The 25,616-nt window shown below is 47.4% G+C and carries 19 protein-coding genes; 14 read left to right on the top strand and 5 right to left on the bottom strand.

Going from position 1 to position 25,616, the window contains the following annotated elements; genetic code table 11:
- Positions 1 to 22: 22 nt before the first annotated feature.
- The 3 genes from gnd to RA178_RS07800 all read right to left on the bottom strand — a co-directional run bounded on the left by gnd (position 23) and on the right by RA178_RS07800 (position 4,392).
- Positions 23 to 1,549 carry an NADP-dependent phosphogluconate dehydrogenase gene (gene gnd, locus RA178_RS07810; RefSeq protein WP_306685078.1) on the bottom strand — a complete coding sequence of 509 codons (1,527 nt, stop codon included), beginning with the start codon at positions 1,547 to 1,549 and terminating at the stop codon, positions 23 to 25.
- A gap of 207 nt (positions 1,550 to 1,756) precedes the next feature.
- Positions 1,757 to 2,071 carry a quaternary ammonium compound efflux SMR transporter SugE gene (sugE, locus tag RA178_RS07805; protein ID WP_306685077.1) on the bottom strand — a complete coding sequence of 105 codons (315 nt, stop codon included), beginning with the start codon at positions 2,069 to 2,071 and terminating at the stop codon, positions 1,757 to 1,759.
- A 362-nt stretch (positions 2,072 to 2,433) separates the two neighbouring features.
- On the bottom strand, positions 2,434 to 4,392 hold the full coding sequence (locus tag RA178_RS07800; protein WP_306685076.1) for a propionyl-CoA synthetase: 1,959 nt from the start codon (positions 4,390 to 4,392) through the stop codon (positions 2,434 to 2,436).
- Between the two features lie 291 nt (positions 4,393 to 4,683).
- On the opposite strand from RA178_RS07800, the gene RA178_RS07795 reads away from it, so the two are divergent.
- The 13 genes from RA178_RS07795 (at position 4,684) to RA178_RS07735 (ending at position 18,594) form a co-directional block, all read left to right on the top strand.
- A complete protein-coding gene (locus tag RA178_RS07795) occupies positions 4,684 to 5,091 on the top strand; it encodes a MerR family transcriptional regulator (protein WP_006085528.1) in 408 nt (135 codons plus the stop codon).
- 140 nt (positions 5,092 to 5,231) lie between these two features.
- On the top strand, positions 5,232 to 6,401 hold the full coding sequence (locus RA178_RS07790) for an isovaleryl-CoA dehydrogenase (protein WP_113940993.1): 1,170 nt from the start codon (positions 5,232 to 5,234) through the stop codon (positions 6,399 to 6,401).
- 116 nt (positions 6,402 to 6,517) lie between these two features.
- Positions 6,518 to 8,125, top strand: a complete 1,608-nt coding sequence (locus RA178_RS07785; protein WP_105252050.1) for a carboxyl transferase domain-containing protein — start codon at positions 6,518 to 6,520, stop codon at positions 8,123 to 8,125.
- Between the two features lie 43 nt (positions 8,126 to 8,168).
- On the top strand, positions 8,169 to 9,038 hold the full coding sequence (locus tag RA178_RS07780; protein WP_306685075.1) for an enoyl-CoA hydratase-related protein: 870 nt from the start codon (positions 8,169 to 8,171) through the stop codon (positions 9,036 to 9,038).
- Complete coding sequence (locus RA178_RS07775) at positions 9,038 to 11,080, top strand: acetyl/propionyl/methylcrotonyl-CoA carboxylase subunit alpha (RefSeq protein WP_306685074.1); 2,043 nt, start codon at positions 9,038 to 9,040, stop codon at positions 11,078 to 11,080. Before RA178_RS07780 ends, RA178_RS07775 begins: the two co-directional genes overlap by 1 nt.
- Position 11,081: 1 nt before the next feature.
- On the top strand, positions 11,082 to 12,005 hold the full coding sequence (locus tag RA178_RS07770) for a hydroxymethylglutaryl-CoA lyase (protein ID WP_306685073.1): 924 nt from the start codon (positions 11,082 to 11,084) through the stop codon (positions 12,003 to 12,005).
- Positions 12,006 to 12,089: 84 nt separating this feature from the next.
- A complete protein-coding gene (locus tag RA178_RS07765) occupies positions 12,090 to 12,794 on the top strand; it encodes a CoA transferase subunit A (protein WP_063884906.1) in 705 nt (234 codons plus the stop codon).
- Between the two features lie 129 nt (positions 12,795 to 12,923).
- On the top strand, positions 12,924 to 13,580 hold the full coding sequence (locus RA178_RS07760) for a 3-oxoacid CoA-transferase subunit B (RefSeq protein WP_006082325.1): 657 nt from the start codon (positions 12,924 to 12,926) through the stop codon (positions 13,578 to 13,580).
- A gap of 570 nt (positions 13,581 to 14,150) precedes the next feature.
- A complete protein-coding gene (locus RA178_RS07755) occupies positions 14,151 to 15,173 on the top strand; it encodes a hypothetical protein (RefSeq protein ID WP_306685072.1) in 1,023 nt (340 codons plus the stop codon).
- Positions 15,174 to 15,309: 136 nt separating this feature from the next.
- On the top strand, positions 15,310 to 15,912 hold the full coding sequence (locus tag RA178_RS07750; RefSeq protein WP_263265488.1) for a DJ-1/PfpI family protein: 603 nt from the start codon (positions 15,310 to 15,312) through the stop codon (positions 15,910 to 15,912).
- A gap of 38 nt (positions 15,913 to 15,950) precedes the next feature.
- On the top strand, positions 15,951 to 16,268 hold the full coding sequence (locus RA178_RS07745) for a cytoplasmic protein (protein ID WP_306685071.1): 318 nt from the start codon (positions 15,951 to 15,953) through the stop codon (positions 16,266 to 16,268).
- A 191-nt stretch (positions 16,269 to 16,459) separates the two neighbouring features.
- Positions 16,460 to 17,218, top strand: a complete 759-nt coding sequence (locus RA178_RS07740; protein ID WP_105252043.1) for a sulfite exporter TauE/SafE family protein — start codon at positions 16,460 to 16,462, stop codon at positions 17,216 to 17,218.
- 170 nt (positions 17,219 to 17,388) lie between these two features.
- A complete protein-coding gene (locus tag RA178_RS07735) occupies positions 17,389 to 18,594 on the top strand; it encodes a PQQ-dependent sugar dehydrogenase (protein WP_263265490.1) in 1,206 nt (401 codons plus the stop codon).
- A gap of 154 nt (positions 18,595 to 18,748) precedes the next feature.
- Here RA178_RS07735 and RA178_RS07730 read toward each other — a convergent pair whose 3' ends face one another.
- On the bottom strand, positions 18,749 to 21,826 hold the full coding sequence (locus RA178_RS07730) for a transglycosylase domain-containing protein (RefSeq protein ID WP_131523137.1): 3,078 nt from the start codon (positions 21,824 to 21,826) through the stop codon (positions 18,749 to 18,751).
- A 367-nt stretch (positions 21,827 to 22,193) separates the two neighbouring features.
- Entirely contained in the window at positions 22,194 to 22,790 is a 597-nt protein-coding gene (locus RA178_RS07725) for a thymidine kinase (protein WP_028761119.1), read from the bottom strand.
- 541 nt (positions 22,791 to 23,331) lie between these two features.
- On the opposite strand from RA178_RS07725, the gene RA178_RS07720 reads away from it, so the two are divergent.
- Positions 23,332 to 25,431: a multiheme c-type cytochrome gene (locus RA178_RS07720; protein WP_168824357.1), complete on the top strand. Its 2,100-nt coding sequence runs from the start codon at positions 23,332 to 23,334 to the stop codon at positions 25,429 to 25,431.
- Positions 25,432 to 25,616: the final 185 nt, after the last annotated feature.

Raw genomic sequence — 25,616 nt, 5'->3', positions numbered from 1 at the left:
TACGTACGAATTTTCACATTCACTAAACCTTAGCCAAGGTGCGCTCTTTGGCGCTCCAATCTAAGTGATATTTCTCGCCAGCAGGGGTATCGATACGCTCAAATGTATGGGAACCGAAAAAGTCACGCTGACCTTGGAGCAAGTTTGCTGGTAATGTTTCGCAGCGGTAACTGTCGTAATACGCCAGAGCCGAGCTAATACAAGGTGCTGGAATGCCTTGCATCACCGCAGTCGCGACTGCGGTACGCCATAGGCCTTGCTTTTCAGACAAGGCAGACGCAAAACTGTCCGCCATCAACAGATTGCTAAGATCGGCATTGTCTTCATAGGCTTGAGTGATTGATTGCAAGAACGTCGCGCGAATAATACAACCCGCACGCCAAATTTTTGCAATTTCAGCAAAGTTTAACTGCCATTTTTGCTCATGGGCCGTCATTGCCATCAACTGGAAGCCTTGCGCGTAACAACACACTTTCGCGCAATATAACGCACTTTCAAGGGCTTCAATCAACTGCGCTTTTTGCGCATCATCGATAGCAGGTGCATTTGGCCCAGCCAATTTCTGGCTAAGTTGTAAACGTAAGGATTTTTGGGTACTTACGGCGCGAGCATATACAGCTTCAGCAATCGTCGGTGCCGGACAACCAATTTGTAAACTGCTCACGGCCGTCCACAAACCCGTGCCTTTTTGGCCCGCTTTATCTAAGATCATTTCCACCAACGGTTTACCCGTTAATGGATCGGCCTGTTTTAAGACTTCGGCACTGATCCCCATCAAATAGCTGTTTAAGCTGCCTTTGTTCCAGCGTTCAAACACATCGCCCACTTCTGCAGCGCTCATGCCTAAACCGTCATGCAGCATTTGATACGCTTCGCAAATCAACTGCATATCAGCGTATTCAATACCGTTGTGCACCATCTTCACATAATGGCCAGAACCCGCAGGACCAATATAAGTCGTGCATGGCTCGCCTTCTGTCACTGGATTACCCGGCTCAAAGCGCTCTATGGGTAAACCTGTACTTGCATCAACCTTAGCGGCAATGGCTTTCCAAATAGGTGCAACGTGATGCCATGCATCGATATCGCCGCTTGGCATAAGTGATGGACCGAAACGCGCACCGACTTCACCGCCCGAAACCGCAGAGCTGAAAAATACAAACTGACCTTTGTAGCGCGCTTCACGCTCAACAGTGTCAGTCCATAGGCTGTTACCAGTATCGATAACGATATCATCGGACTCAATTCCGGCAGAAATCAAAGCACTACAGACACCATCGACGGGTGCACCCGCGGGAACAGAAAGCACAAGAATGCGGGGTTTTGTGAGACTGGCTAACATTTCGGTAAGATTAGCACAGCCAAGAATGCGAGGTTCGAGTCCAGCGCGTTCCTGTTTTTCTTGCTGTATAACACCATTAACTTTAACAGGATCGAGGTCAAATGCGCTGACGTGATATTGGTTATCCGCGATGTTTAGCGCGAGGTTTTTACCCATAACGCCAAGGCCAATTACGCCGATATCATTAAGATTGCTGTGGTTTTGCATTATATAATTCCCACGGGTCACAGAGGTTAGAGCTAACCAATTTTGAGGGGTAATTATACCGATCTTTGTAACTTAATTACCAGAGAGAAAAGGCGATGCATACGATTGGCAATCTCGATTACAGTGAGATTGCCAATCCCGTATTGCGAAACGGGTTAGTTAGAACTTAGCCCAAGTGATACTTGTATTGGCACGTTTATCGACAACTTAGTTTGCGAGTTTAAGCCCTAAAACCCCCAGTAATATCAGTATCAAACTGGTAATCTTAAGTAAGCTAACTCCTTCTCCTAACAGGATAATCCCTGCAATTGCGGTGCCCATAGCGCCAATACCGACCCACACGCCGTAAGCCGTACCGATAGGTAGCTGCTTAACCGCGAGTCCTAGTAGCACAACACTCACGGCCATCGACGCCACTGTAAAGATACTTGGCCACAAACGTGTAAAACCTTCGGTATATTTAAGCCCTATGGCCCAACCAATTTCGAATAAACCCGCAAGGACTAATAAGAACCAACTCATAGTGAACTCCTAATTAGGGGTCGTCCCCTACCAAATTAAGGCATGTTTAGGGTCGTCCCTAAGCCGGTGAGAATACAAAGTTGTCAGTGATGTGTATCTAAAATATCCATAGATACACATTGCTTCTAGTGGTGATTTTAGTTGAATGAATTAAACAATTGCTAATGCTCAATTCCCGCATATAAACAACTCAAAATAATGCAATTGAGTAGCAAAAACATTCAATAAATACGCGGCAAGAATAGCAAATCATAATGGACTATTGCTCAAATTGAGCGGGGATATTTGTTTCAATTCGCAACAGCAAGCGATTTTTAGAATGGGAATTTCCTACATGAAATCCCCATTCACTAAACGCAAGCTTAGATTAAGGCATCGGCATAACCCATGCGAGTGAGCGCGGTGCGCACTAGCTCTAAGGTCTGTGGATCTTCTATGGTCGCTGGTGCGGTATATTGCTGATTATCGGCAATTTTTCGCATAGTACCACGTAAAATCTTACCAGAGCGCGTTTTAGGCAATTTTTGAATCGCACTGACTAACCTAAAGGAGGCGACGGGACCAATTTCTTGGCGTACCAGGGTTATTAACTGTTTATGCAGCTCTTCATCACTGATCGTCACGCCTTTCTTGAGTACCACTAATCCGAGGGGAACTTGGCCCTTAAGCGCATCATCTACCCCAATTACCGCGGCTTCGGCCACATCAGGGTGTTGACATAACACTTCTTCGAAGCGCCCCGTCGATAGCCTGTGCCCCGCTACATTTATGATGTCATCGATACGACTCATAATGTAGAGATAGCCGTCTTCATCGGTATAACCCGCATCGCCAGTTAAGTAGTAACCCGGATACATAGACAAGTAACTATCTTGATAGCGTTGATCATTTTTCCACAGTGTCGTCAATGTCCCCGGCGGTAGAGGCAATTTAATCACTACATTTCCCGAAGTATTGGCCGCAACTTGCTCACCTAATTCGTCCAGTACTTCAACCGCATAACCCGGCACAGGTAAAGCTGGCGAACCTGGTTTAATAGTAACCGGCGCTGTGCCCATCAAGTTTGCGGCGACAGGCCAGCCCGTTTCGGTTTGCCACCAGTGATCAATAACAGGTTTAGCGAGTTTAGTGTGCGCCCAGACTAAGGTATCGGGATCGCAACGTTCCCCCGCCAAAAATACATTTTTAAGACAAGCTAAATCAACACCTTGTAGATACTCACCATCAGGGTCTTCACGCTTGATTGCGCGAATGGCCGTCGGCGCTGTGAAGAAGCTTTTAACTTTATATTTGGCAATCGTGCGCCAAAATGCGCCGGGATCGGGCGTACCGACAGGTTTGCCTTCATACATTAAGGTGGTGGCGCCCACCAGCAGCGGTCCGTACACAATGTAAGAATGACCCACAACCCAACCCACATCGGACGCAGCCCAAAACACATCACCCGCTTGAATATCATAAATATGCTGCATCGACCAAGCCAGAGCCACGGCATGGCCACCATTATCGCGTACCACACCTTTAGGCTGACCCGTGGTGCCTGAGGTATAAAGCACATACAAGGGATCGGTAGCCTTAAGCGCAACACAATCGGCCTTAGGTGCAGTTGCTAATGCGGCTTGCCAATCTAAGTCACGGCCCTCAAATAAATCGGCCTGATACTGGCTACGATTCAAAATTAGGCAGTGATCAACCTGATGTACTGACTGAGCTAACGCTTTATCTAACAGAGGCTTGTAAGGGATCACGCCCGAAGGCTCAATGCCGCAAGATGCCGACAAGACCAATTTAGGCTTAGCATCATTGATCCGAGTCGCGAGCTCATTGGCAGCAAAGCCACCAAAAACCACCGAATGAATCGCACCTATGCGGGCACAGGCCAGCATAGCGAAGGCGGTTTCAGGCACCATAGGCATATAAATCACCACACGGTCGCCCTTCCCTATACCAATAGATTGCATAAAGCCCGCGAGTCGGCTCACTTGAGCCTGTAACTCCCCGTAGCTAATGCCGTATTCAGTATCAGTAACAGGGCTCACATATTGGATAGCCACTTGGTCACCGCGTCCAGCCAGCACATGGCGATCAACGGCGTTATAACAAGTGTTCATCTCACCATCGGCGAACCAATGATAAAACGGCGCCTGCGATTCATCGAGCACCGTTTGCGCCGGCTTAATCCAATCGAGTGTTTTCGCCGCTTCTCCCCAGAATTCGGCTTTATTAAGCAAGGATGCTTGGTGCAACGCTTGATGTTTTTGTTGGTTCTGTTTTTGATTTGTGGCTTGCGCTACAGATGCATTTTGCTGTTCGGTCAACATATGTCCTCCAATCAGGACTGCGACTCACATCGTCAGCCGCAATAACTACCCCTTCCTGCTTCTATTATTAGCAAGGAGGTCTAAAGCCCACTATTAGACGTTAGCCTATAACCAGAAGATATTTGTGGTTTTATGTGAGAACACTAATTTAAAGCACACGTTTTAATCTCGCTGCACAGGCTTATGGCAATTGGGATTGACACTTTTTTGCCAACAGAATAAAAGCCAAAATCTTTACCTTTACGTAAACTTCATATATCTTGCTTAAAACTGATTATTTAGGGTGCATGAATGAGCGCAACGAACACACCACAAACGACTTACTCGATCAGTGATCTCTCAAAAGAGTTTGATATCACTACTCGTAGTATTCGTTTTTACGAAGACCAAGGTTTGCTTAAACCTAAACGCCGCGGCCAAACCCGTATTTATAGCCTCAAAGACAGGGTGCGTCTCAAGCTCATTCTTCGCGGTAAACGCTTGGGCTTTTCTTTGGCAGAAACCCGTCGCTTGTTCGAATTATACGATGCCGACAAGAGCAGCACCGCACAGCTCAATACCATGCTGGCGCTAGTGGAAGAAAAGAAGTCCGCCCTACAACAGCAAATGGACGACATCAAAGTCGTATTAATGGAACTCAATTCCGCCGAGCAGCAGTGCCGTTTAGCCTTAGAAGATAACAAAACGGCAAAAGCCTAAATCCCCGTTGACACAAAATCAAATCAATTTGATAGCGATAACGACTACGGATTTAAGTACAAGATTTAAAAGACTCAAGCACCTAAAAATCATAAAAACTATAACAATCTGAAATTAGAACATCTGAAAGGACACAAGCAATGAACTCTCTCTACACAAGTCTGAATTTTGGCCTAGGCGAAGACGTCGATATGTTGCGCGATGCAGTGCAGGATTTTGCCGCGAATGAAATCGCCCCAATTGCCGCGAAAGTGGATCACGACAATGCCTTTCCCAATGAACTTTGGCCTGTGCTTGGAGGAATGGGACTGCTCGGAGTAACTGTACCCGAAGAGTTCGGCGGCGCGAACATGGGCTACCTAGCCCACGTCGTTGCAATGGAAGAAATCTCCCGCGCATCCGCTTCTATCGGCCTAAGTTACGGCGCCCACTCAAACCTGTGTGTCAATCAAATCAACCGTAACGGTAATGCAGCGCAAAAAGCCAAGTACCTGCCAAAACTGGTGAGCGGTGAGCATATTGGCGCGCTGGCCATGAGTGAGCCAAACGCAGGTTCTGACGTGGTTTCGATGAAGCTGCATGCCCGTAAAGAAGGCGACCGATTCATCTTAAACGGCAACAAAATGTGGATCACTAACGGTCCAGATGCACACACCTATGTCATTTACGCGAAAACCGACTTAACCAAAGGCGCACACGGTATTACCGCCTTTATCGTTGAACGTGATTCGAAAGGTTTTAGCCAAGCGCAAAAGCTCGACAAACTCGGCATGCGCGGCTCTAACACCTGCGAACTGGTGTTTGAAGATGTAGAAGTACCAGAAGAAAACATTTTAGGCGGCCTCAATAACGGCGTAAAAGTGCTGATGAGCGGCCTAGATTACGAGCGTGTCGTACTGTCTGGCGGTCCGCTGGGGATCATGAATGCCTGTATGGACATCGTTGTGCCTTACATCCACGAGCGTGAGCAATTTGGCAAATCCATCGGTGAATTCCAACTAGTGCAAGGCAAGTTAGCCGACATGTACACAGGCATGAATGCCGCCAAATCCTATGTCTATAACGTGGCAAAATCCTGCGATCGCGGTGAAACCACCCGTAAAGATGCCGCAGGCGCCATTCTTTATAGCGCAGAACTCGCCACCAAAATGGCACTGGATGCAATTCAACTGCTAGGCGGCAATGGCTATGTCAACGAATACGCCACTGGCCGCTTACTGCGTGATGCCAAGCTGTATGAAATCGGCGCCGGCACCTCAGAAATTCGCCGCATGCTGATTGGCCGCGAACTGTTCAATGAGTCGAAATAACGCGAGTTTAAATAATCTCTCACAAGTGAATGGGTTGCACCTCACTGTAACTTACAGTTTGCGCCACCCATTCGAGCAAGGTGATACCGAGTTTCCGCTTTATAAGGACAATCAAAGTGACGCAATTAAGCAGTCGTATCAACGCCCGTAGCGATGAATTTAAAGCAAAATCAGACGATATGGCCGCCCTAGTGGCCGATCTTAAAACTAAACTCAATAAAATCGAACTCGGCGGCGGCCCTGTGGCGCTAGAGCGCCATTTATCCCGCGGTAAATTGCTGCCACGTCAACGGGTTGAAAAGCTGCTTGATGCAGGCTCGCCTTTTTTAGAGCTATCACAATTTGCGGCGTTTGAAGTTTATGACGAAGAAGTGCCCGCAGCAGGCATTATCGCTGGTATCGGCCGTGTGAGCGGTGTTGAGTGCATGATCATCGCCAACGACGCTACAGTTAAAGGCGGTACTTACTACCCGATTACCGTTAAAAAACACCTACGCGCCCAAGATATTGCCAGCCGTTGTCACTTGCCTTGTATCTATTTAGTCGACTCGGGCGGTGCTAACCTGCCCCGCCAAGATGAAGTCTTCCCCGACCGTGACCATTTCGGCCGCATCTTTTACAATCAAGCGCAAATGTCCGCTAAAGGCATACCGCAAATTGCAGTGGTGATGGGCTTATGTACTGCAGGCGGCGCCTATGTGCCGGCCATGGCGGATGAATCGATTATCGTAAAAGATCAAGGCACTATCTTCTTAGCCGGCCCACCATTAGTCAAAGCGGCCACAGGTGAAGAAGTCAGCGCCGAAGAACTCGGCGGCGCCGAAGTGCACACTAAAATTTCCGGCGTAGCGGATCATTTAGCCCAAAACGATGAGCACGCATTGGAGCTTGCCCGCCGCGCGGTATCACGCCTGAATCATCAAAAAGAAATCAAATCACTCTTAAGTCCTGTCAAACCACCGAAGTTCGACATTAGCGAACTGTACGGCATTGTCGGCACCGACTTGAAAAAGCCCTTTGATGTAAAGGAAGTGATCGCCCGTATCGTCGATGATTCTGATTTTGATGAGTTTAAAGCCAACTATGGCGCAACCTTAGTATGCGGTTTTGCCCGTATTCACGGCTACCCAGTCGGCATTGTCGCCAACAACGGCATTCTGTTCTCTGAGTCGGCGCAAAAAGGCGCGCACTTTATCGAACTGTGCTGCCAGCGCAAAATTCCACTGCTGTTCCTGCAAAATATCACCGGCTTTATGGTGGGTAAAAAGTACGAACACGAAGGTATAGCCAAACACGGCGCTAAGATGGTGACCGCGGTTTCTTGTGCCAATGTACCTAAATTCACTGTGATTATTGGCGGCAGCTACGGCGCGGGTAACTACGGCATGTGTGGCCGTGCGTTCGAACCGACCATGATGTGGATGTGGCCTAACGCCCGTATTTCTGTGATGGGCGGAGAGCAAGCCGCAGGCGTTCTCGCCACAGTGCGTCGCGACGGTTTAGCCCGTAAAGGTGAAGAGTGGTCACTTGAGGATGAAAAAGCCTTTAAAGCGCCGATTGTCGCCCAGTACGATAAAGAAGGTCATCCGTATCATGCCAGCGCCCGTTTATGGGATGACGGCATTATTGACCCAGCGCAAACCCGCGATGTGGTCGGCCTTGCGCTATCGGCGGCATTAAATGCCCCTATCGAAGACACCCGCTTTGGTGTGTTCCGTATGTAAACCATACGTATACACAGCAAATCAATAAGATAGGGAAACAGTTATGACAAATTTACCAATAACGCCACAGGATTTAAGCAACTTGCAGCACGTGAGCCATGCGCTCAATCACGGCGTTGCCGAGCTTATCCTTGACCGCAGCGATGTACACAACGCCTTCGATGAAGTGATGATTAGCGAGATGATTAGCGTCCTTAGCTATTTTGCTGAACACAAGCAATGCCAAGTGCTGGTGCTCAAAGCGAACGGCAAAAACTTCAGCGCCGGCGCCGATCTCAATTGGATGCGCAAACAAGCCAAAATGGACTTTGAGCAAAATCTAAATGATGCCAAAGCCTTAGCAAAACTGATGCAGGATCTTGATACCTTTCCTAAGCCCACCATTGCACTAGTGCAAGGTGCAGCCTTTGGCGGCGCACTGGGGCTGATTTGCGCCTGCGATATCGCTATCGCCACGACGCGCGCCAGCTTTTGCTTGAGCGAAGTGAAACTCGGATTAATTCCAGCAGTAATTAGCCCTTACGTTGCCCGCGCTATGGGTAATCGTGCATCGCGCCGCTACATGCTGACCGCCGAGCGTTTTAGTGCAGAAACCGCATTAAAACTTAACGTCATTCATGAGATCAGCGATGACTTAGACGCCGCCGCAAAGCCTATGATTGACGCGTTACGAGCCAATAGCCCGCAAGGCATGGCATGGGTAAAAACTCTGCTGTCGCATCTTGAAGACGGCGTGATAGACCAAAAAACCATTGATTACACTAGCGAGCGTATCGCCCGCATTCGGGTATCGACCGAGGGCCAAGAGGGCTTAAACGCCTTTTTTGAGAAACGTCAGCCTAACTGGCAACAAGCACACTCAACGCCCTCCAAGCCCATGCAAAAGCCAAGTGATACCCAAGGAGCCCTTTGATGTTGACCAAGCACATGTTTACCAAACTATTGATTGCTAACCGCGGTGAAATCGCCTGTCGCATCATCAAAACGGCCCATGCCATGGGCGTTCGCACCGTTGCCCTATATTCCGATGCCGATAAAGAAGCGCGCCATGTCTCCATGGCCGACGAATCCTTCTATTTAGGCGGCAGTGCGCCGGCAGACTCCTATTTAAAGGGCGATTTGATTATCGACATCGCCAAAAAAGCGGGCGCACAAGCGATTCACCCAGGTTATGGTTTCTTGTCTGAAAATGCCGACTTTGCCCGTAAATGTGAAGCCGCTGGCATCGCCTTTGTTGGCCCAGGCAGTGATGCTATCGATGCCATGGGCAGCAAAAGCGCCGCTAAATCTATTATGACTGCGGCAAACGTGCCCTTAGTGCCGGGTTATCACGGCGATGACCAAACCGATGCGACCTTAAAAGCGGAGGCTCTGAAAATCGGCTTCCCTATGCTGATTAAAGCGGCTTATGGCGGCGGCGGTAAAGGCATGCGTATCGTCGAGAATGAAGGCGAAATCATGGAAGCCGTTAACTCGGCGCGCCGTGAAGCGGCCTCTTCTTTTGGTAACGATAAGTTATTGATGGAGCGTTATTTACGCCAGCCGCGCCACGTCGAAGTGCAAGTGTTTGCCGACACCTTTGGCAACGCGATTTATTTATCGGATCGCGATTGTTCGATTCAACGTCGCCACCAAAAAGTGGTTGAAGAGGCGCCAGCACCAGGGTTAAGCGATGCACTGCGTGCCCAAATGGGTGAAGCGGCCGTCGCGGCAGCCAAAGCCATCGATTATGTTGGCGCGGGGACTGTAGAGTTTCTGCTCGACACAGACAATAGCTTCTATTTCATGGAAATGAACACCCGTCTGCAGGTTGAGCATCCAGTGACTGAGATGGTCACAGGCCAAGATTTAGTGAAATGGCAATTGATGGTCGCCAGTGGTCAGCCACTGCCCCTTAAGCAAGATGAAGTGCGGATCCACGGCCATTCCTTTGAAGTGCGAATTTATGCCGAAGATCCACAGAATGAGTTTTTACCCGCCAGCGGTAAGCTCAACTTTTTACGTGAACCCGAGCAAAGTAAATACGTGCGTATCGATTCGGGTATTCGCGAAAACGATGTGATCAGTAACTTCTACGATCCTATGATTGCCAAGCTTATCGTCTGGGATGAATCGCGCCCGCGCGCCCTGCAACGTTTAGTGCATGCCTTAGAGTCGTATCAAATCAGCGGCCTTAAGCACAACATTGAGTTTTTAGCGAACATTGCCGAACACCCAGCGTTTGCCAATGCCGACTTTAGCACTGACTTTATTGGCCGTTATGGCGATACCCTGATTGGTACAGCTTCAAGCGAAGCCGACACTGCCCTTGCCTTTGCCGCGCTGTATCAAGTGCTTGCCCGTAAAGAAGCCGCCAAAGCGCAAGCGATCAACAGCGCCGATCCTTACTCGCCTTGGGGTCAAGTGAGCGGCTTTAGACTCAACAGTTGCAGTCAGCACAATATTGCCCTGCTCGATGATGCCCATGAATTGCAGCAGTTAGTGATGCTCGATTTAGGCGGCATGTATCAGCTACCGCTGCACGGTCAAGATTGGTTACTAAATGGCGAGCTGAAACAAGATTTACTGCTCGCCGAAATCAACGGCCATAAGAGTAAAGTGCCCGTTAGTGCCCAAGGTGATGACTTTACGCTATTTTTATCCTCTGGCAGTTACCACTTTAAAGCAGTGCAAACACTCGTGGTCGAAGAACAAGCCAGCAATGCTGACAAGTTAAAAGCACCGATGAACGGTACGGTAGTGACCCATTTAGTCGATGTCGGCACACAAGTGAAATCGGGCCAAGGTTTGCTAGTGATGGAAGCCATGAAGATGGAATACACCATCGAAGCCCCCTTTGATGGCATAGTCACTGAGTTCTACTTTAAAGCGGGCGAGCTGGTCACCGATGGTGCAACCTTGCTTAACGTTGAGCCGTTAGAGACAAACGAGCCAACCGCGATCAAGGAAGCCTAAGATGTCGTTAGCCAATCTAAGCCAAGCAGCGAACGCCAAAGACAGGGTCAGTATCTTCGAGATGGGCGCACGCGACGGCCTGCAAAACGAAGTCGCAGTGCCGACGGCAGCTAAAATCGCCTTGATTGAATCGCTGGCAGGTGCGGGGCTTAAGCGTATCGAAGCAGGCAGCTTTGTGTCACCTAAATGGGTGCCACAAATGGCCGATTCTGCCGATGTGCTCAAACAAATACATCGTCAAAGCGACGTGGTGTATAGCGCGCTCACACCCAACGTCAAAGGCTTTGAACTGGCACTGGATGCAAAAGCGAGTGAGGTGGCAATATTTGGCGCCGCCTCACAAAGCTTTAGTCAGCGCAATATAAACTGCTCGATAGAAGAGTCGATTGAACGCTTTATCCCTTTGATGGAATTAGCAAAAAAACACAATATCCCAGTGCGTGGCTATGTGTCCTGTGTGCTCGGCTGCCCCTACGAAGGTGAGATAGCGGTCAGTGAAGTGGCCCGTGTGTCTGAAATCCTTTACAAAATGGGCTGTTACGAAATATCGCTTGGCGACACTATCGGTGTAGGCACGCCGCAAAAAGCCCGTAGAATGCTGCAAACCGTTGCTGAACATGTGCCTATGGACAAACTGGCGCTACACTTTCACGACACCTATGGCCAAGCACTCGCTAACATTTTGACCTGCTTAGACTTAGGTGTGCGGGTGTTTGACTCCTCGGTTGCAGGTCTTGGCGGCTGCCCCTATGCCAAAGGCGCGTCGGGCAATCTTGCCACCGAAGACTTAGTGTATATGCTGCACGGCATGGGATTCGAAACGGGTATCGATTTACAAAAACTCGCGTTAGCAGGACAAGCTATCAGCACGCAGCTGAATCGCAACAACGGCTCGAAAGTGGCTACGGCCCTGTTAGCAAAATAGAACAACAATAATTAACGACAACAACCGTTATTGAAAACGCGCGTTATTTCCCGCGCGTTTTATACAGCATAAAAGGACATCACAATGGCAGGACTCAATAAAGTCGTCAGCAGCTATGAAGAAGCGTTAAACGGCTTATCAAACGACATGACCATTATGGTCGGCGGCTTTGGCCTGTGCGGCATTCCCGAAGGCTTAATCAATCAAATGGTTAAGATGGGCGTTAACGGTTTAACGGCGATATCAAACAACGCTGGCGTTGACGACTTTGGCCTTGGCTTACTGTTAAAACATCGCCAAATCGCCACTATGATCGCCTCTTACGTGGGCGAGAACGCCACTTTCGAGCAACAAATGCTCTCTGGCGAACTGAACGTGATTTTAACGCCCCAAGGCACGCTGGCGGAAAAGATCCGCGCAGGCGGCGCAGGTATTCCGGCATTTTTCACCGCTACAGGCTACGGCACGCCAGTCGCTGATGGCAAAGAAACCCGCGAAATCAAAGGTCGCCATTACGTATTAGAAGAGTCGCTGACCGCAGATTTTGCCTTAGTGCGCGCATGGAAAGCCGATACCATGGGTAATTTGGTGTTCCGTAAAACCGCCGCCAACTTTAACCCTATGATGGCGACCGCGGGCAAAATCACTGTGGTTGAAGCCGAGTTTATTGTTGAGCCGGGCGAGCTAGATCCAGATCATATCCACACGCCGGGCATCTATGTTGACCGCGTTATTCAAGGCAAGTTCGAGAAACGTATCGAGCAGCGCACGGTAAAAGCCGCGAAATAAAAGGCGCTGGCAAAACCTTGAAACACAGTTAACGCAATTGGCACTTAGCTCCCTAAAGTAAAAAAACTAAGGGTAAAATCCTAAGATTAAAGGCCAAAGCGTCAAAGCCAAATAGAAAGGATAGATATCATGGCATTATCAAGAGAACAACTGGCTCAGCGCGTCGCCAAAGAATTAAAAGATGGCTACTACGTCAACCTCGGCATCGGCATTCCAACACTGGTCGCTAACTATATTCCGAGCGGCATGGAAGTCATGCTGCAATCAGAAAACGGCCTACTCGGCATGGGTGAATTCCCGACCGAAGACACCATAGATCCCGATTTAATCAACGCGGGTAAACAAACCGTTACCGCAGTCAAAGGCGCTTCATTTTTTTCATCGGCGGAAAGCTTTGCCATGATCCGTGGCGGCCATGTGGACTTAACCGTGCTCGGCGCCTTTGAAGTCGATGTGAACGGCTCTATCGCCTCATGGATGATCCCCGGCAAACTCATCAAAGGCATGGGCGGCGCGATGGATTTAGTCGCGGGCGCCGAAAACATTATCGTGACTATGATGCACGCCGATAAATACGGCAATTCTAAACTGCTACCCGTGTGCGAATTGCCGCTAACAGGTTACGGCTGCATTAAACGTGTCGTCACAGATTTAGCCTTTATAGAAATCAAAGATGGCGCATTCCATTTACTTGAGCGCGCACCAGGTGTCAGCGTCGAAGAAATCGTCAGCAAAACTGCTGGCAAGTTAATCGTGCCAGAGCATGTACCAGAAATGGTGTTTTAAGCGTTCTCTAAAATGCGCAAGTAACGTATAGCGGCTAAGGTTGAAACTCAAGTTAGTTTGAAGCTTTAACCTAAAGAATTTTGAGCGTTAACCGACGTTTTACGATACCAACAAGGCCCAAAAAATGATTCTGGGCCTCGTTGCTTTTGTTGTCCCCACGAAGCGGAGAACCATGAGTAAAATTCACCACCAGCTTGTTCACTACAAACCTTGTTTTCTGTGAGCTTTTGCAGTCTAGGTACTTTTTGAGAGCTTATCGCCATAAACAGCCCTTCTGCTCTGGCGACTCGCCGTAAACCCATCCTTGGGGGCTCAACGAAAAAGTCCCTTTTCCCGATGGTCGCCAACGCAAGAGTGCGGTTTACTCCCCATCCCAGCATATTCAATAATGAACAATGTCGCGCATTAAACTGATAACACCATATGTTAGCAAGGTTCTTTGCTGGCGAATGTGTGTTCACCATCGCTACAACGGAGTCGCTTAATGCTTGCTTCAAAAATGCTACAGATAGTCATATTTAGCGCCGTTGCGGTAAACTTGCCGCAGCCTAAATAATAAGGATGCTCAAGATGTTAGCCAAATTTCTCAATAAGCGCAGTCGCAGTCGTAAACATATGCGCGATTATGCCAAAAACGTCTTTGAATATGACCAGTATTTACTACCTCTTTATATTGACAGCGGGGTAACAGAAGGTTTTGAGAGAATTAAGCCATACCGCGAGTTTGATGAGGACTTTCGCCAGTGGGAGTTGTTTGGTGCCGAATTCGGCGTGCCCGAATGTTATTTGGCCGATGTGGCGCAACTTGCGTATATAGAATCTGGCAGGCTTGAGGCGGCGCCGCTGATGCGCTCGCTCGCTTACGGTTATTTTGCAACCGCCATTGATTACTATAAATATTGCTCATCGATAGAAAAAACTGACGGGATAGCAAACGCTATGTGGTCTACAATCAGCGTGTTTCGGCTTGTGCTGATGCTGTTAGCTGGGCTTAAACGCGAGGCGGACGAGCTGTACCACGCTGATGCAACCGCGCGGCGTTCGGGCTGGATTGTTCGCTCCCATGGCTTTATTGGCGATTTTTTGGTGCTGCTGTATGGCCGTTATCTGGGGCATATCGAGCCGCCTTTTACCACTGAAGTGCAAGTGACACTGCGAAAAACGGCTCCTTTCCCCTATGCGCCATTTTTAGATAACTGGGACACACAGGATATCGAATTCATCAGCACTATGCTGCAAACCCTGTGTGATCATCAGGTAGAACAAGCAGTTATTGGGGATAAAAAGTGTTTTTTTGAGTTCCACAATGGACATCTATCATACATACCGTTGACGGCGTTAATGCTGCTAAAGCTTCGTGACCTCAGGGGCTTGCCTAATCCGCAGTTCAGTCATCCGGCCTTTGGCGATATCACAGCTTTGTTTGAACAAGTCTGCACAGCGTTTAGCGACTATGTCGCAGCAGAGAAGATCCTGCGGATTGAAGATGCAGCCGATGAAGTGTTAACCAACACATTAACCAGAATGCAAAGCCAAGATTTTGATGCCCATGCTATTTTCGCCAAGCGACTGCCATCGTTTAGTGCTGGTTAATATTTTGATTAACCAAATTTTCATAAAAAATGGATAACCAATAAAATCATGATTCTATTCATATTGAGGACCCAAGGCTTAAGGTTGAGCATATTCAAGCCTTAAGTCATCCACAATACAAGCCAGAGGAAAGCTTATGTACCAGATTGCGATTGTGATATTTGATGAATTTACCGATATCGATTTCTTCTTAATGCGCGATATTCTCGGCCGTACAAAAACCGATTGGACAGTAAAAGTACTCGGGACCAAACCTAGCCACAGATCGAGTTTAGGGATGACGGTTGCAACCGATGGTCATGTGGCCGAAGTCGCTGATGCCGACGTGGTATTATTCAGCAGTGGTTACAAAGGCGTACCTGCGGCACTTGCTGATACTGAGTTTATGTCCGCCCTTAAATTAGATCCCACACGACAATTGCTTGGCAGTATCTGCGCTGGGTCATTCTTCTTTGCCAAATTAGGACTACTCGACAATCTTTCAGCAACGACTCACCCCGATGCAAAACCTGCCCTAGTTGCCATGGGCGTCGATGTAGAAGACTGCGCCCTCGTGATTAATGGCAATATTGCCACTGCGGGTGGCTGCTTGTCCTCACTCTATTTAACCGGCTGGGTTGCGGAGCGCTTATTCGACAGTGCGAAACGCCGCGAAATTCACAGGCAGCTTATTCCAGCGGGGCAAACAGATATTTTTGAAGCATTAATCCAATCCTCCATCTCCGCGGCCATTCGTTAAAAGTGATGTAGATACTCTCGATGAATGAAAAGGATCCCATGATAAAACTTAAAAATCTTCTCGAGGCTATAAAAGCCGAGCATCAAATAACCACCCAGAATGAGCTTGTGGCTTTGCTATCGCAAAATGAATTACTCATTCAGCAAATCCAAGCTGCTGATGCGCAGCATTGGGTCAATTTTACTAAGAATACCTTCGATGGTTGGTATTGCATTCGAACACCTATGCTCGGTACCTTTCATGTTTATTACCAAGAACGTGGACAAAACTGCTGGGGAGAAGATGTTTTTACCGAGCAAAGTGCAGCCATAGCTGCGGTTATTTTTATGTCAGGCATTTGGGATCAAGTCCCCTAGCACTAAGCAAGTAAAAGCCTGCTCACTCATCCGATATCTTCACCTTCACGAATGGCGATATGTAACGAATCATTACGCGACTTTCAATATCGAAATCATCCTGTTAGGGTGAGTGCTTAGATTGACTCATAATAACAGACACATTTTTAGCGCTCTGTTTAACTCTCTCATTGTCCAAAGGAGCGGTATCTATGGACTGGCTTATTATTGCACTCGCGGGCTTTTTAGGCGGCATGCTCAATGCAGTTGCCGGTGGAGGCAGTTTTATTACCCTATTAGCGTTAGTGTTTGTCGGGGTTCCACCGATTGCGGCGAATGCCACGGGGACAGCCGCGCTGCTGCCTGGTTATATCGCCAGCGCATGGCGTTTTAGAAAGGATATCGAATATCCGGCGAGTCTTAGCCTTAAGAATCTGATCTTAATTGCTTTAATTGGCGGCAGTATTGGCGCGGGTATTTTGCTGACCACCAGCGAGCAAGTCTTCGCAAAGCTGATCCCTTGGCTGATTCTACTGGCCACCGCGGCCTTTATTGTTGGCCCTTGGTTGCTCAAACGAAGAATCGCTGAGCAAGGCGAAAACACCTCTACGCCAATGTTAAGTCCGATAACGGCACTGATAATGCTGTCGGCTGTGTGTATCTATGGCGGTTATTTTAATGGTGGCTTAGGCATCATACTACTCGCAAGTTTTGGCCTGATGGGGCAAACCAATCTACATGGGATGAACGGACTTAAAAATCTGATTTCAGCCCTGCTCACCGCCATCGCCGTTGTGGTTTATGCCGCGGGCAATGTTATCGATGGGCAATATCTGTTGCTGCTTGCCGTTATGGCGATTGTCGGTGGTTATGTGGGGGCGGCGCTGGCCTACCGTATTTCACAGCCCTTGCTACGCGGCTTTATTGTGATCGTCGGTTTAGCAATGGCCTTAGGCTTTTTCATGCGCTAGTTTTTCATGCGTTAGTTTTCATACGTTAGGCTTTTGATTTGTGAAGCTTAAACTCATAAAAGCTGGACAGACGAATTTTCGATACAAGGTCTCGCCGATAAATTGCCCTTATGTGACTGACTTGTTACTCTGATCCATCCTATAGGAGAACACTGTGATTAAGGATAGCGATGAAACTGATGACCTTGAAGCTGAGGACCTTGAGACTGAGTAAATTAATGCCAAAGACCTTGAAACTAAGCACCTTAAATCTTGCCCTGTGTCTTATTGCATGCTCACCGGCTATTTACACCGAAACCGCTAGCGCAGCGACCATTAGCGTCAAAACGGAAACGGGTAATATTCAGGTAAAAACCATAGCCCAAGGGTTAGAGAATGTCTGGGGTATGGCATTCTTACCCGACGGCAGTATGCTCGTGACTGAACGCGCCGGCAGAATGCGCATTGTCAGCACCGCAGGCAAAGTGGGTGAACCCTTAACGGGTTTACCGCCTATGTATGCCAAAGGTCAAGGTGGTTTACTTGATGTCGTGCTTGCGCCCGATTTTGCAAGCAGCAAAAAAATCTATTTCAGTTATTCAGAACCCGCTGAAGGTGATACGCTCAATAGCACAGCGGTCAGTTTTGCCACGCTCAATGGTAACAAGCTTGAAAATCTCACCCGCGTTTTTAGTCAACAACCTAAAGTCAACAGCGGCCACCATTTTGGATCTCGTTTAGTGTGGGCGCCTGATGGCACACTGTTTATCACACTCGGTGATCGCTATAGCGAAAAAGATAGCGCACAAACATTAGACAATCATTTAGGCAAAGTGGTGCGTATTCATGCCGATGGCTCAGTGCCTAAGGATAACCCCTTCGCCAATACGGTTGGCGCCTTACCCGAGATCTGGTCTATCGGTCATCGCAATATGCAAGGCGCGGCCATTAATCCCACCAGCAAAGTATTGTGGACGGGCGAGCATGGCCCCCAGGGCGGCGATGAACTCAATATCGACCAAGCGGCTAAAAACTATGGCTGGCCAGTGATTACCTATGGTGAGAATTATGGCGGCGGCAACATCGGCGAAGGTACCCATAAAACGGGAATGGAGCAACCCGTCTACAAATGGGTTCCGTCGATTGCCACGGCGGGCTTTATGTTTTACACAGGTGATAAATTTCCACAGTGGCAAAATAATCTGTTACTCGCCAGCCTAAAGGAAAAAACACTGGTGCGTTTAGTGCTTGATGGCGACAAGATAATTAAAGAAGAACGGCTGCTGAAAACTGAATTAGGGCAAAGATTACGCTCAGTCGTGCAAGGGCCAGATGGACTGATTTATCTCGTAACCGATGAAGCTAAATCAAAAATTTACCAGTTATCGCCGCAGTAATCTTAATCGCTGCACTTTTATCACAGTGCTTTAACTAACCCATGTTAACCACAGCAATAAACTCAATCGATAGAGAATTTAAGCCTTAAAACGACAAAGAGTGTTCATCTGGAACACTCTTTGTCGTTGGCGTGGCACTTATTAATTCATGCCTTTATTCGTTCACCACACACATGCCCTGCTCGGTTTGTACATAGGGAGCTAAAATAGGCATCATGCCCTTCATCACCTGCAATGGCAGCGCCGAAGTAAAACTAAAATCATCAGATTTACTGCCGGGCACGAAGGCGGTCAAAGTACCGAAGTATTTGTCACCTAGATAAAACACGAAGGTCGCAGTGCGGTTCATCGCCGTAGTCGCCACTTTTTTACCTTGCTGCATCTGAGTCACAATACGGTTATCACCGGTGCCGGTTTTCCCGCCTATGGCTAACATGCCACCTTTTTCATCGGTAAAAATGCCCTTTAAACGACGTGCGGTGCCGTTTTGCACTACGTTCGCCAGCGCTGCTTTTAAGGCTTGTGCTACTTCATGGCGCATTACCCGCTCACCTTGGGTGTTCTGATTCTGCAATCTCACTTCATAGGGCGTATCTGCGGCGAAATGCAGCTGATTGATACGCACTGTGGGCAAACGATAGCCGTCGTTTTGAATAATGCCCATCAGCTCGGCTAAGGCTGCGGGTCGGTCACCCGAGCTACCCAGTGCTGAGCCTAAGGATGGCACCATAGAATCAAAGGGATAACCTAAACGCGCCCAACGTTGATGTATGTCAAGGAAGGCTTCAACTTCAAGCATCACTTGCACTCGTACGTCACGGGCGTTTTTATGCCGCGTCCTAAACAACCAACGGTAAACCTCTTGACGTTGTGCTTCACTCGCCTGCTTAACATCGTTCAAGTTGGCATCAGGATTATGATTAAGGTAATCCAGCACCCACAATTCCAAGGGATGCACCCGTGCGATATAGCCTTGATCTGGCAAATTATATTTATCCGGACCGTACTTGTTATATAAGCTCTTAATACGACCATCGGTATAGCTTACCTGTGGCAGTCTTTGCTTCAAGAAAGCCTTAAATGCCGCCATAGGTTCATCGGGCAGTAAATAGCGATACGCCGCCGTCAACTGCTGCTCCGACTGGGACAAACCGTCAAAAAACATGTCGAAACGCTCATTCGCAGCCACTTTTTTGTACTTGCGATAAAACTTAGTAACGAAGGTATTACCTTCTCTATCAGCAAATACCCGCAGATATTCGTCACGGCGCGGATCTTTATCATTACGCAGCAACTGGGCCATATTGCCCTCGTTTTGCATACTACTGCTGTAATTCACGATATCGCGCATGAGACGCACAAACGGCAAGTTAACCGAATCCTGCAGGGCTTGGTAAAGTGTTGGCGTTTTTAAATCTTCTGTTTTTTTAAAGTTATTAAACACATGCAACCCACCACCGGTAAAAAATTGTTCACTGGTTGAGGCCGAATATTCTCGCTGTAACGCCGCATCTAACATGCGGTCTAAACGTCTGTCGGGATTCAAAATCAAGTAATCAATCGCCCAACGGGTTAAATGATCCCTAGGTTCGATAATGATGGATTCCAATTCAATCCCATGTTTCTTGGAATACTTGTCGTGGATCTCGGCAATGATTTCTAAGTAGGTCGCCATCACCCGCAATTTAGCGGTTGAGCCCAATTCCAACTTGCTGCCCTCGTTAATATCAAAAGGCTGATCAGTACTATCCGTCTGCACTCTAACTCGGTTGGCGGTATCAGTGCGCTCATAAAGCGTAAAGCTATACAGCACGTTTTGCAGTTGGCTTGGGTCGAGTAACCGTTCGCCAAGCAGACCCACTTGCTCCGCGGTAGGCACTTGCGCCAGACTGCGTAAGTAGTGACTGACTTTCTGCTGTAAGTCACTGTGTAAGCTACTATTGACCGTCAAATCAAGCCTGTCTAAATCATACAGCCCCACATTTAACATGCCAGCGGTGCGAATGCGAACTGTGTTCACGCCCTTATCTGCGCCAGATTGGGTATTACGCTGCGGCTTGGCGACCTTAAACTGCAATTTCTGCGCGAGTGCAGCATCACGTAGACCACGATCAATCAAATAATACTGGCCGAGTAAACGGATATGGCTATCGACTAAGTTTTCAAGATCTTCATGACCTTGTAATAGATAGTAGGACGGACGACGTTGGGCGATCATCAAGGCAACCACTTGCCGGAATACTTGTCCGCGCTTGGTGGCATTACCTTTGATCTGCGGCGATGCTAACAGCTTGTTTGCAGTATCGAAATCGGTACCAAACCACGCCCACAATCCATCACCAATACCATGAACTTCACCATGATTTGGCGCCGAAGATAATGGCACGGTATTCAGATAATCTTGAACGATGCGCTTACGAGCAGGTTCAGTGTTTTCACCTTGTTGGTACACGCGCACACTGGCCGAGCCAATTTGCAGTAACTTATCTTTAATGCTCAAGGTTAAACCTTGGGAAGAATGGCGGAATTTCTCAATCTGAGTCGCGAGTGTACTGCCACCTGCGGTAGAGACATTCATACCAACCATTTCAGCAATTTGACTCATACCTGCCACCACAAAGCGTGGCCAGTCGATCACAGGATTGAGTTTCTCTTCCGTCGTCCATAACTCGCGGTTTTCAATAAACAGTAAAGTATTAACGATTTCATTGGGGATCTTATCGTCGTCCTGATAAACCCGTTTAGGATAGGCAAATTCGTATAAATCAGTATTGCGGCAATCGAGCAGCGTCAATCCAGATTGGGCCTTTTCATGGTAAGGCGGAAAAAATCCAAGTTGAGCGTATTCCTGCAACGCTGGCGAAAACGCCACTTGTTGCGTTACCTGAAAATTCCGTTGCAATAACCTATCAATATACTGAGGTAACTTACTGTAGCCATGGCGCTCATCAAAAGGACCATAACTAGGATAAATAACCGCTTGGCTCGGTGAGCTTTCTAATTCATAGGTGAGCGTCTTAGCATATTGATTGATGAATTTTGCTTGATAAAACGAAGTTTTAACCTCAAGTCCAATCAGCAATGCAGCGCAGCAAATCAGAATGAAAAATAAGAACCAGACCCTGCCCTTTGATCTGGCTTTACGCGGCGGCTTAACCTTAGCTTTAGGCTCAGGTTGTGGTGGACGAGGACGATAATTTTCGAACTTCATCTCTGATGTGGAATTAGGCAAAACAGCTCCAAAAAAACACTAAAATATTCATCTTTCATGCAACTCAGCAAATCCGTTGCCACTCAGTAAAGCAAGATATCAAACTCATCTAGCCATTATCCGGCTCTATTAATTAGTCTTAGTACCCATTATGTTCCACACTTTATCAAACCTAACTTCACTGTAAAGAAGGGTGCCTGTGACCCACAACCGCCACTAATCAATACTAATGTTAAGCTGATAGTACATTTTGCCAAATATTAATTTGTTGATATCAAGGTATTTTCAGTGATTAAGGCAACAGACAGTATGACTTAAAAACAAAACGAGCTAATTTAAGTCGCACAAAAAGAATGAGTCGCTCAATAATCACACTATTAACGAAGCCTCATCCCACATATTCATGCGCATCCCAGATAAATTCACGAAAATGTTTGCGACAGACAGACTCATAACTTTCATTACCGCCAATCGCCACTTGCTCACCCTCGCGCATCACCTTACCTTCACCATCAAGACGCACCACCATGTTAGCCTTACGCCCACAATGACAAATAGTCTTCAACTCAACTAATTTATCGGCCCAAGCTAATAAATAATGACTGCCGCTAAAAAGTTCGCCTTGAAAGTCCGTTCTTAGGCCATAGCAGAGTACAGGAATATCAATATTATCGACCACATGCGTCAGCTGCTTAACCTGTTCTTTACTCAAAAACTGACACTCATCCACCAGCACACAACTTAATGGCGTAGCTTGATGCACATCGCTAATCATTTGAGTTAAATCATCTTGGCTACTAAATACCTGTGCTTCGGTTTCAATGCCAATACGTGAGGCCACTTTACCTTTGCCATATCTGTCATCTATGGAGGCTGTCATGACCAAAGTATTCATACCGCGTTCACGGTAGTTATAGGATGACTGTAATAGGGAAGTGGATTTACCCGCGTTCATTGCCGAATAATAAAAATACAATTGAGCCAAGACTTATACCCTTTAAAAACGTTAGCGCTTACGCGTCTGCTACCAGAGCCAAATTGAGCGCTAGTCTAACATTGCGCTTCACATCAGAACACTAGCAGCCGCTAAGCTTTTATCATGAAATTCTGCAATGACACCAACTTATCAATCATTTTAATCCCCAATCGCCTCCTGAAATATTTCGAGTCCACTTCATTTAATACTCTTCCCTGCAAAAAACATAAAAAACGCCCCAATGCCGTTCAATTGTTAATGAAAGCTTAACTGAAACTTAAATGTTGTTTCATAAGGAAAAATTAGTAAAAGTTAAATTTAAAAAGTGCGATCTACCTCCAAAGTAATAGGTATAAATGGGCTTGCGCTCAAAAAATAAACATAGCGTTAACAGTAATATTTCATTCGAGACAAAACGTGCTCAATTAAAAAAAGAAAAGTATTCGATAGCTTGCAAATTGAGACCAACGGTCAAAGCACTAATCTACCCTGCAAACTTTAGTGCTCCACTCCGTCCTTTATTCGCATATTGGATCAAATGGAGATTATGATGAGAATTTTCACCTCTAGAAAACTGGCATATTTAGTTGCCTTAGCACTAACTGGCGCCCTTGTTGGCTGTGGCGATGATGGTAAAGATGGTGTAGATGGAGCACCAGGAACGCCCGGTATCCCTGGAACACCCGGTGAACCTGGAACACCCGGTGAGCCTGGAACACCGCCCCCAGTCACCAGTTCTACTATGACTAACGTCAAAGTGATCAACTATAGCTTTGGCGAAGGCAGTATCACTTACGAATTTGAAATTACAGATGAAAACAATAACCTAATCAACGGACTGTTAAATGCTCAAGCCAAAGTGGCGGCACTAACAGATAAAGGCTTCATCACTAACCGCACCGAAGCTGATAAAAATGGTGTTGCAGATAACGTCCATATTGGCGGTGAAGCAACTCAAGCAACCGTCGGCGCAGAATTGACCGCTTTAGCTGATGGTCATTACCAATTTAAAGTACCAATGAAAGGGGTTAATCCAAGTACTGAAGGTATCGTTTGGTTACGTGTCGGTGGTAATAATGGTATTGCGACCTCTAAACCTCTGGTCGTTAACAAACCTGAAGGCACCCATTCAACCACAACTGATAGTTGTTACTCTTGCCATATCGACTACTCAACAAGCCCTCGTCGTCATGCAAGCTATGTCGCTACTGGCATGGACAGCGAAGTCACCTTCGTGGAAGGCTGTTTAGTGTGTCACGGTTCAGTCAGCCGCGCAGTTGTCAATGCTGAAGGTTTCTCTACGGGTGGCTATGCGACAAACACCCTATCTAAAATTGGTCATATCAATCACCAAGATTTTACTAAAGACTTTTCAGTACAAAACTGTACATCTTGTCACGTTGAAGCACCTAAAAACATCAACGTAGCCGGACCAGGTTGTATTGATTGCCATGACAGTGGTGGCGTACCAGGGGCTATTATCCCAAGTAATGGTGCGGATCTGCGCATTATGCACGAAAGCAAAGCGGGTATAACCGAACGCCAAGCGATTCGCGCTAAGTATAAATTGAGTCTATCAACACCTGTTAAAGTAGATGATATTTCTACCAAGACAGACCACTATGCGCCGACAGGTGCTGCGGCCGCAGTAACCGCCCCAGGCTGGTGTACAACACTGACAGTGAAAGACACCGATGGTAACGTCTTTAGCATTAAAGACAACTTTAACTATTCTAGCCCGCTAGTATATGACGCTAAGAAACCCGTAGTTTATGCGGGCGCTTATTTACATTCCTATGAAAATGGCAGCTTAGTGGGTCGCCCAGGTAACCGTACTAACTACTACTATGGTTACAACACTGACGGCACTAAAAATATCTGTCATTTACTGACGGATATCAGCGCAGTGAATGCTAACTATGTTTATTCTGCCCGCGTGACATTCAGTACCGCTGGTTGGATGGAATATGATGGCAAGCAACGCTACCAAAGTAATGGCAGCCTAAGAGCGACAGGTTATGATGGTTCTATGGGCATATCCTTTACGGCTTACTCAGATGTCGTTAACCCTGTCACCACTCAAAAGGTCTCTGGCTTCGAACGTCGTGAGATAGCGAGTACTAACAGCTGTACTACTTGTCACAACGATGCCACTGCGTTCCACAAAAATGGTGCCTTCGATGAAGGTGGTAAAGCTTGTATCGCCTGCCATGACAACGGCATGGAACGTACTTCAGCAGCCTTAGGCGCAGGTTTTGGTCCTATGGTGCACAGCTGGCACTGGGGTAATGGCGCTAAAGTCGGTGAAGTTAAAGCTGATGGAACTCAAGCGCAAACCGCTAACGGTGCAGGCGCGATTGAAGCCTCTACTAGCTGCGTTGCCTGTCATGAAAAAGCGATTGATTTAAGCAAAGTGCCAAATCAATACATCGCTGAGCCAGGTAGCAAAATGACAAGCCCAGTCACCGCTAACTGTTATGCCTGCCACACTAGCGATTCAGCTAAGGCGCATATGGCAAGCAACGGTGGTGAAATCAGCATACCAAAGGTTGCTGACTGGTTTAAACAACCGACCTCTGAATCCTGTGCAGTATGTCATGACACAGGTAGAAGTTCTGGTATTGATAAATACCACAAGTTTACTCGCTAATTAATCATCTCATCATCGCGTGATTAAGAAGTAAGTAAAAAGCGGTACCTATTTTCCCTGCAAGGAAATAGCCAAAGGAGTCTCGCTAATGCGAGGCTCCTTTTTTACTTAGACATTCCCGATAACAAGCCATTTTCAGCCCTATTTAAGTTACTAACGTTACAGTCCTAAAAAAACAACAATTC

Source organism: Shewanella oncorhynchi, assembly GCF_030848765.1.
Classification (GTDB): domain Bacteria; phylum Pseudomonadota; class Gammaproteobacteria; order Enterobacterales; family Shewanellaceae; genus Shewanella; species Shewanella oncorhynchi.
This window is presented reverse-complemented; position numbering and strand designations above follow the sequence as displayed.

What these genes read in the sequence shown, in the direction of transcription:
- RA178_RS07760 (WP_006082325.1), top strand. Translation starts at nt 12,924, where the DNA reads ATGGCATTATCAAGAGAACAACTGGCTCAGCGCGTCGCCAAAGAATTA.
- RA178_RS07755 (WP_306685072.1), top strand. Translation starts at nt 14,151, where the DNA reads ATGTTAGCCAAATTTCTCAATAAGCGCAGTCGCAGTCGTAAACATATG.
- RA178_RS07745 (WP_306685071.1), top strand. Translation starts at nt 15,951, where the DNA reads ATGATAAAACTTAAAAATCTTCTCGAGGCTATAAAAGCCGAGCATCAA.
- RA178_RS07775 (WP_306685074.1), top strand. Translation starts at nt 9,038, where the DNA reads ATGTTGACCAAGCACATGTTTACCAAACTATTGATTGCTAACCGCGGT.
- RA178_RS07795 (WP_006085528.1), top strand. Translation starts at nt 4,684, where the DNA reads ATGAGCGCAACGAACACACCACAAACGACTTACTCGATCAGTGATCTC.
- gnd (WP_306685078.1), bottom strand. Translation starts at nt 1,549, where the DNA reads ATGCAAAACCACAGCAATCTTAATGATATCGGCGTAATTGGCCTTGGC.
- sugE (WP_306685077.1), bottom strand. Translation starts at nt 2,071, where the DNA reads ATGAGTTGGTTCTTATTAGTCCTTGCGGGTTTATTCGAAATTGGTTGG.
- RA178_RS07790 (WP_113940993.1), top strand. Translation starts at nt 5,232, where the DNA reads ATGAACTCTCTCTACACAAGTCTGAATTTTGGCCTAGGCGAAGACGTC.
- RA178_RS07800 (WP_306685076.1), bottom strand. Translation starts at nt 4,392, where the DNA reads ATGTTGACCGAACAGCAAAATGCATCTGTAGCGCAAGCCACAAATCAA.
- RA178_RS07720 (WP_168824357.1), top strand. Translation starts at nt 23,332, where the DNA reads ATGAGAATTTTCACCTCTAGAAAACTGGCATATTTAGTTGCCTTAGCA.
- RA178_RS07780 (WP_306685075.1), top strand. Translation starts at nt 8,169, where the DNA reads ATGACAAATTTACCAATAACGCCACAGGATTTAAGCAACTTGCAGCAC.
- RA178_RS07740 (WP_105252043.1), top strand. Translation starts at nt 16,460, where the DNA reads ATGGACTGGCTTATTATTGCACTCGCGGGCTTTTTAGGCGGCATGCTC.
- RA178_RS07735 (WP_263265490.1), top strand. Translation starts at nt 17,389, where the DNA reads ATGAAACTGATGACCTTGAAGCTGAGGACCTTGAGACTGAGTAAATTA.
- RA178_RS07770 (WP_306685073.1), top strand. Translation starts at nt 11,082, where the DNA reads ATGTCGTTAGCCAATCTAAGCCAAGCAGCGAACGCCAAAGACAGGGTC.
- RA178_RS07765 (WP_063884906.1), top strand. Translation starts at nt 12,090, where the DNA reads ATGGCAGGACTCAATAAAGTCGTCAGCAGCTATGAAGAAGCGTTAAAC.
- RA178_RS07750 (WP_263265488.1), top strand. Translation starts at nt 15,310, where the DNA reads ATGTACCAGATTGCGATTGTGATATTTGATGAATTTACCGATATCGAT.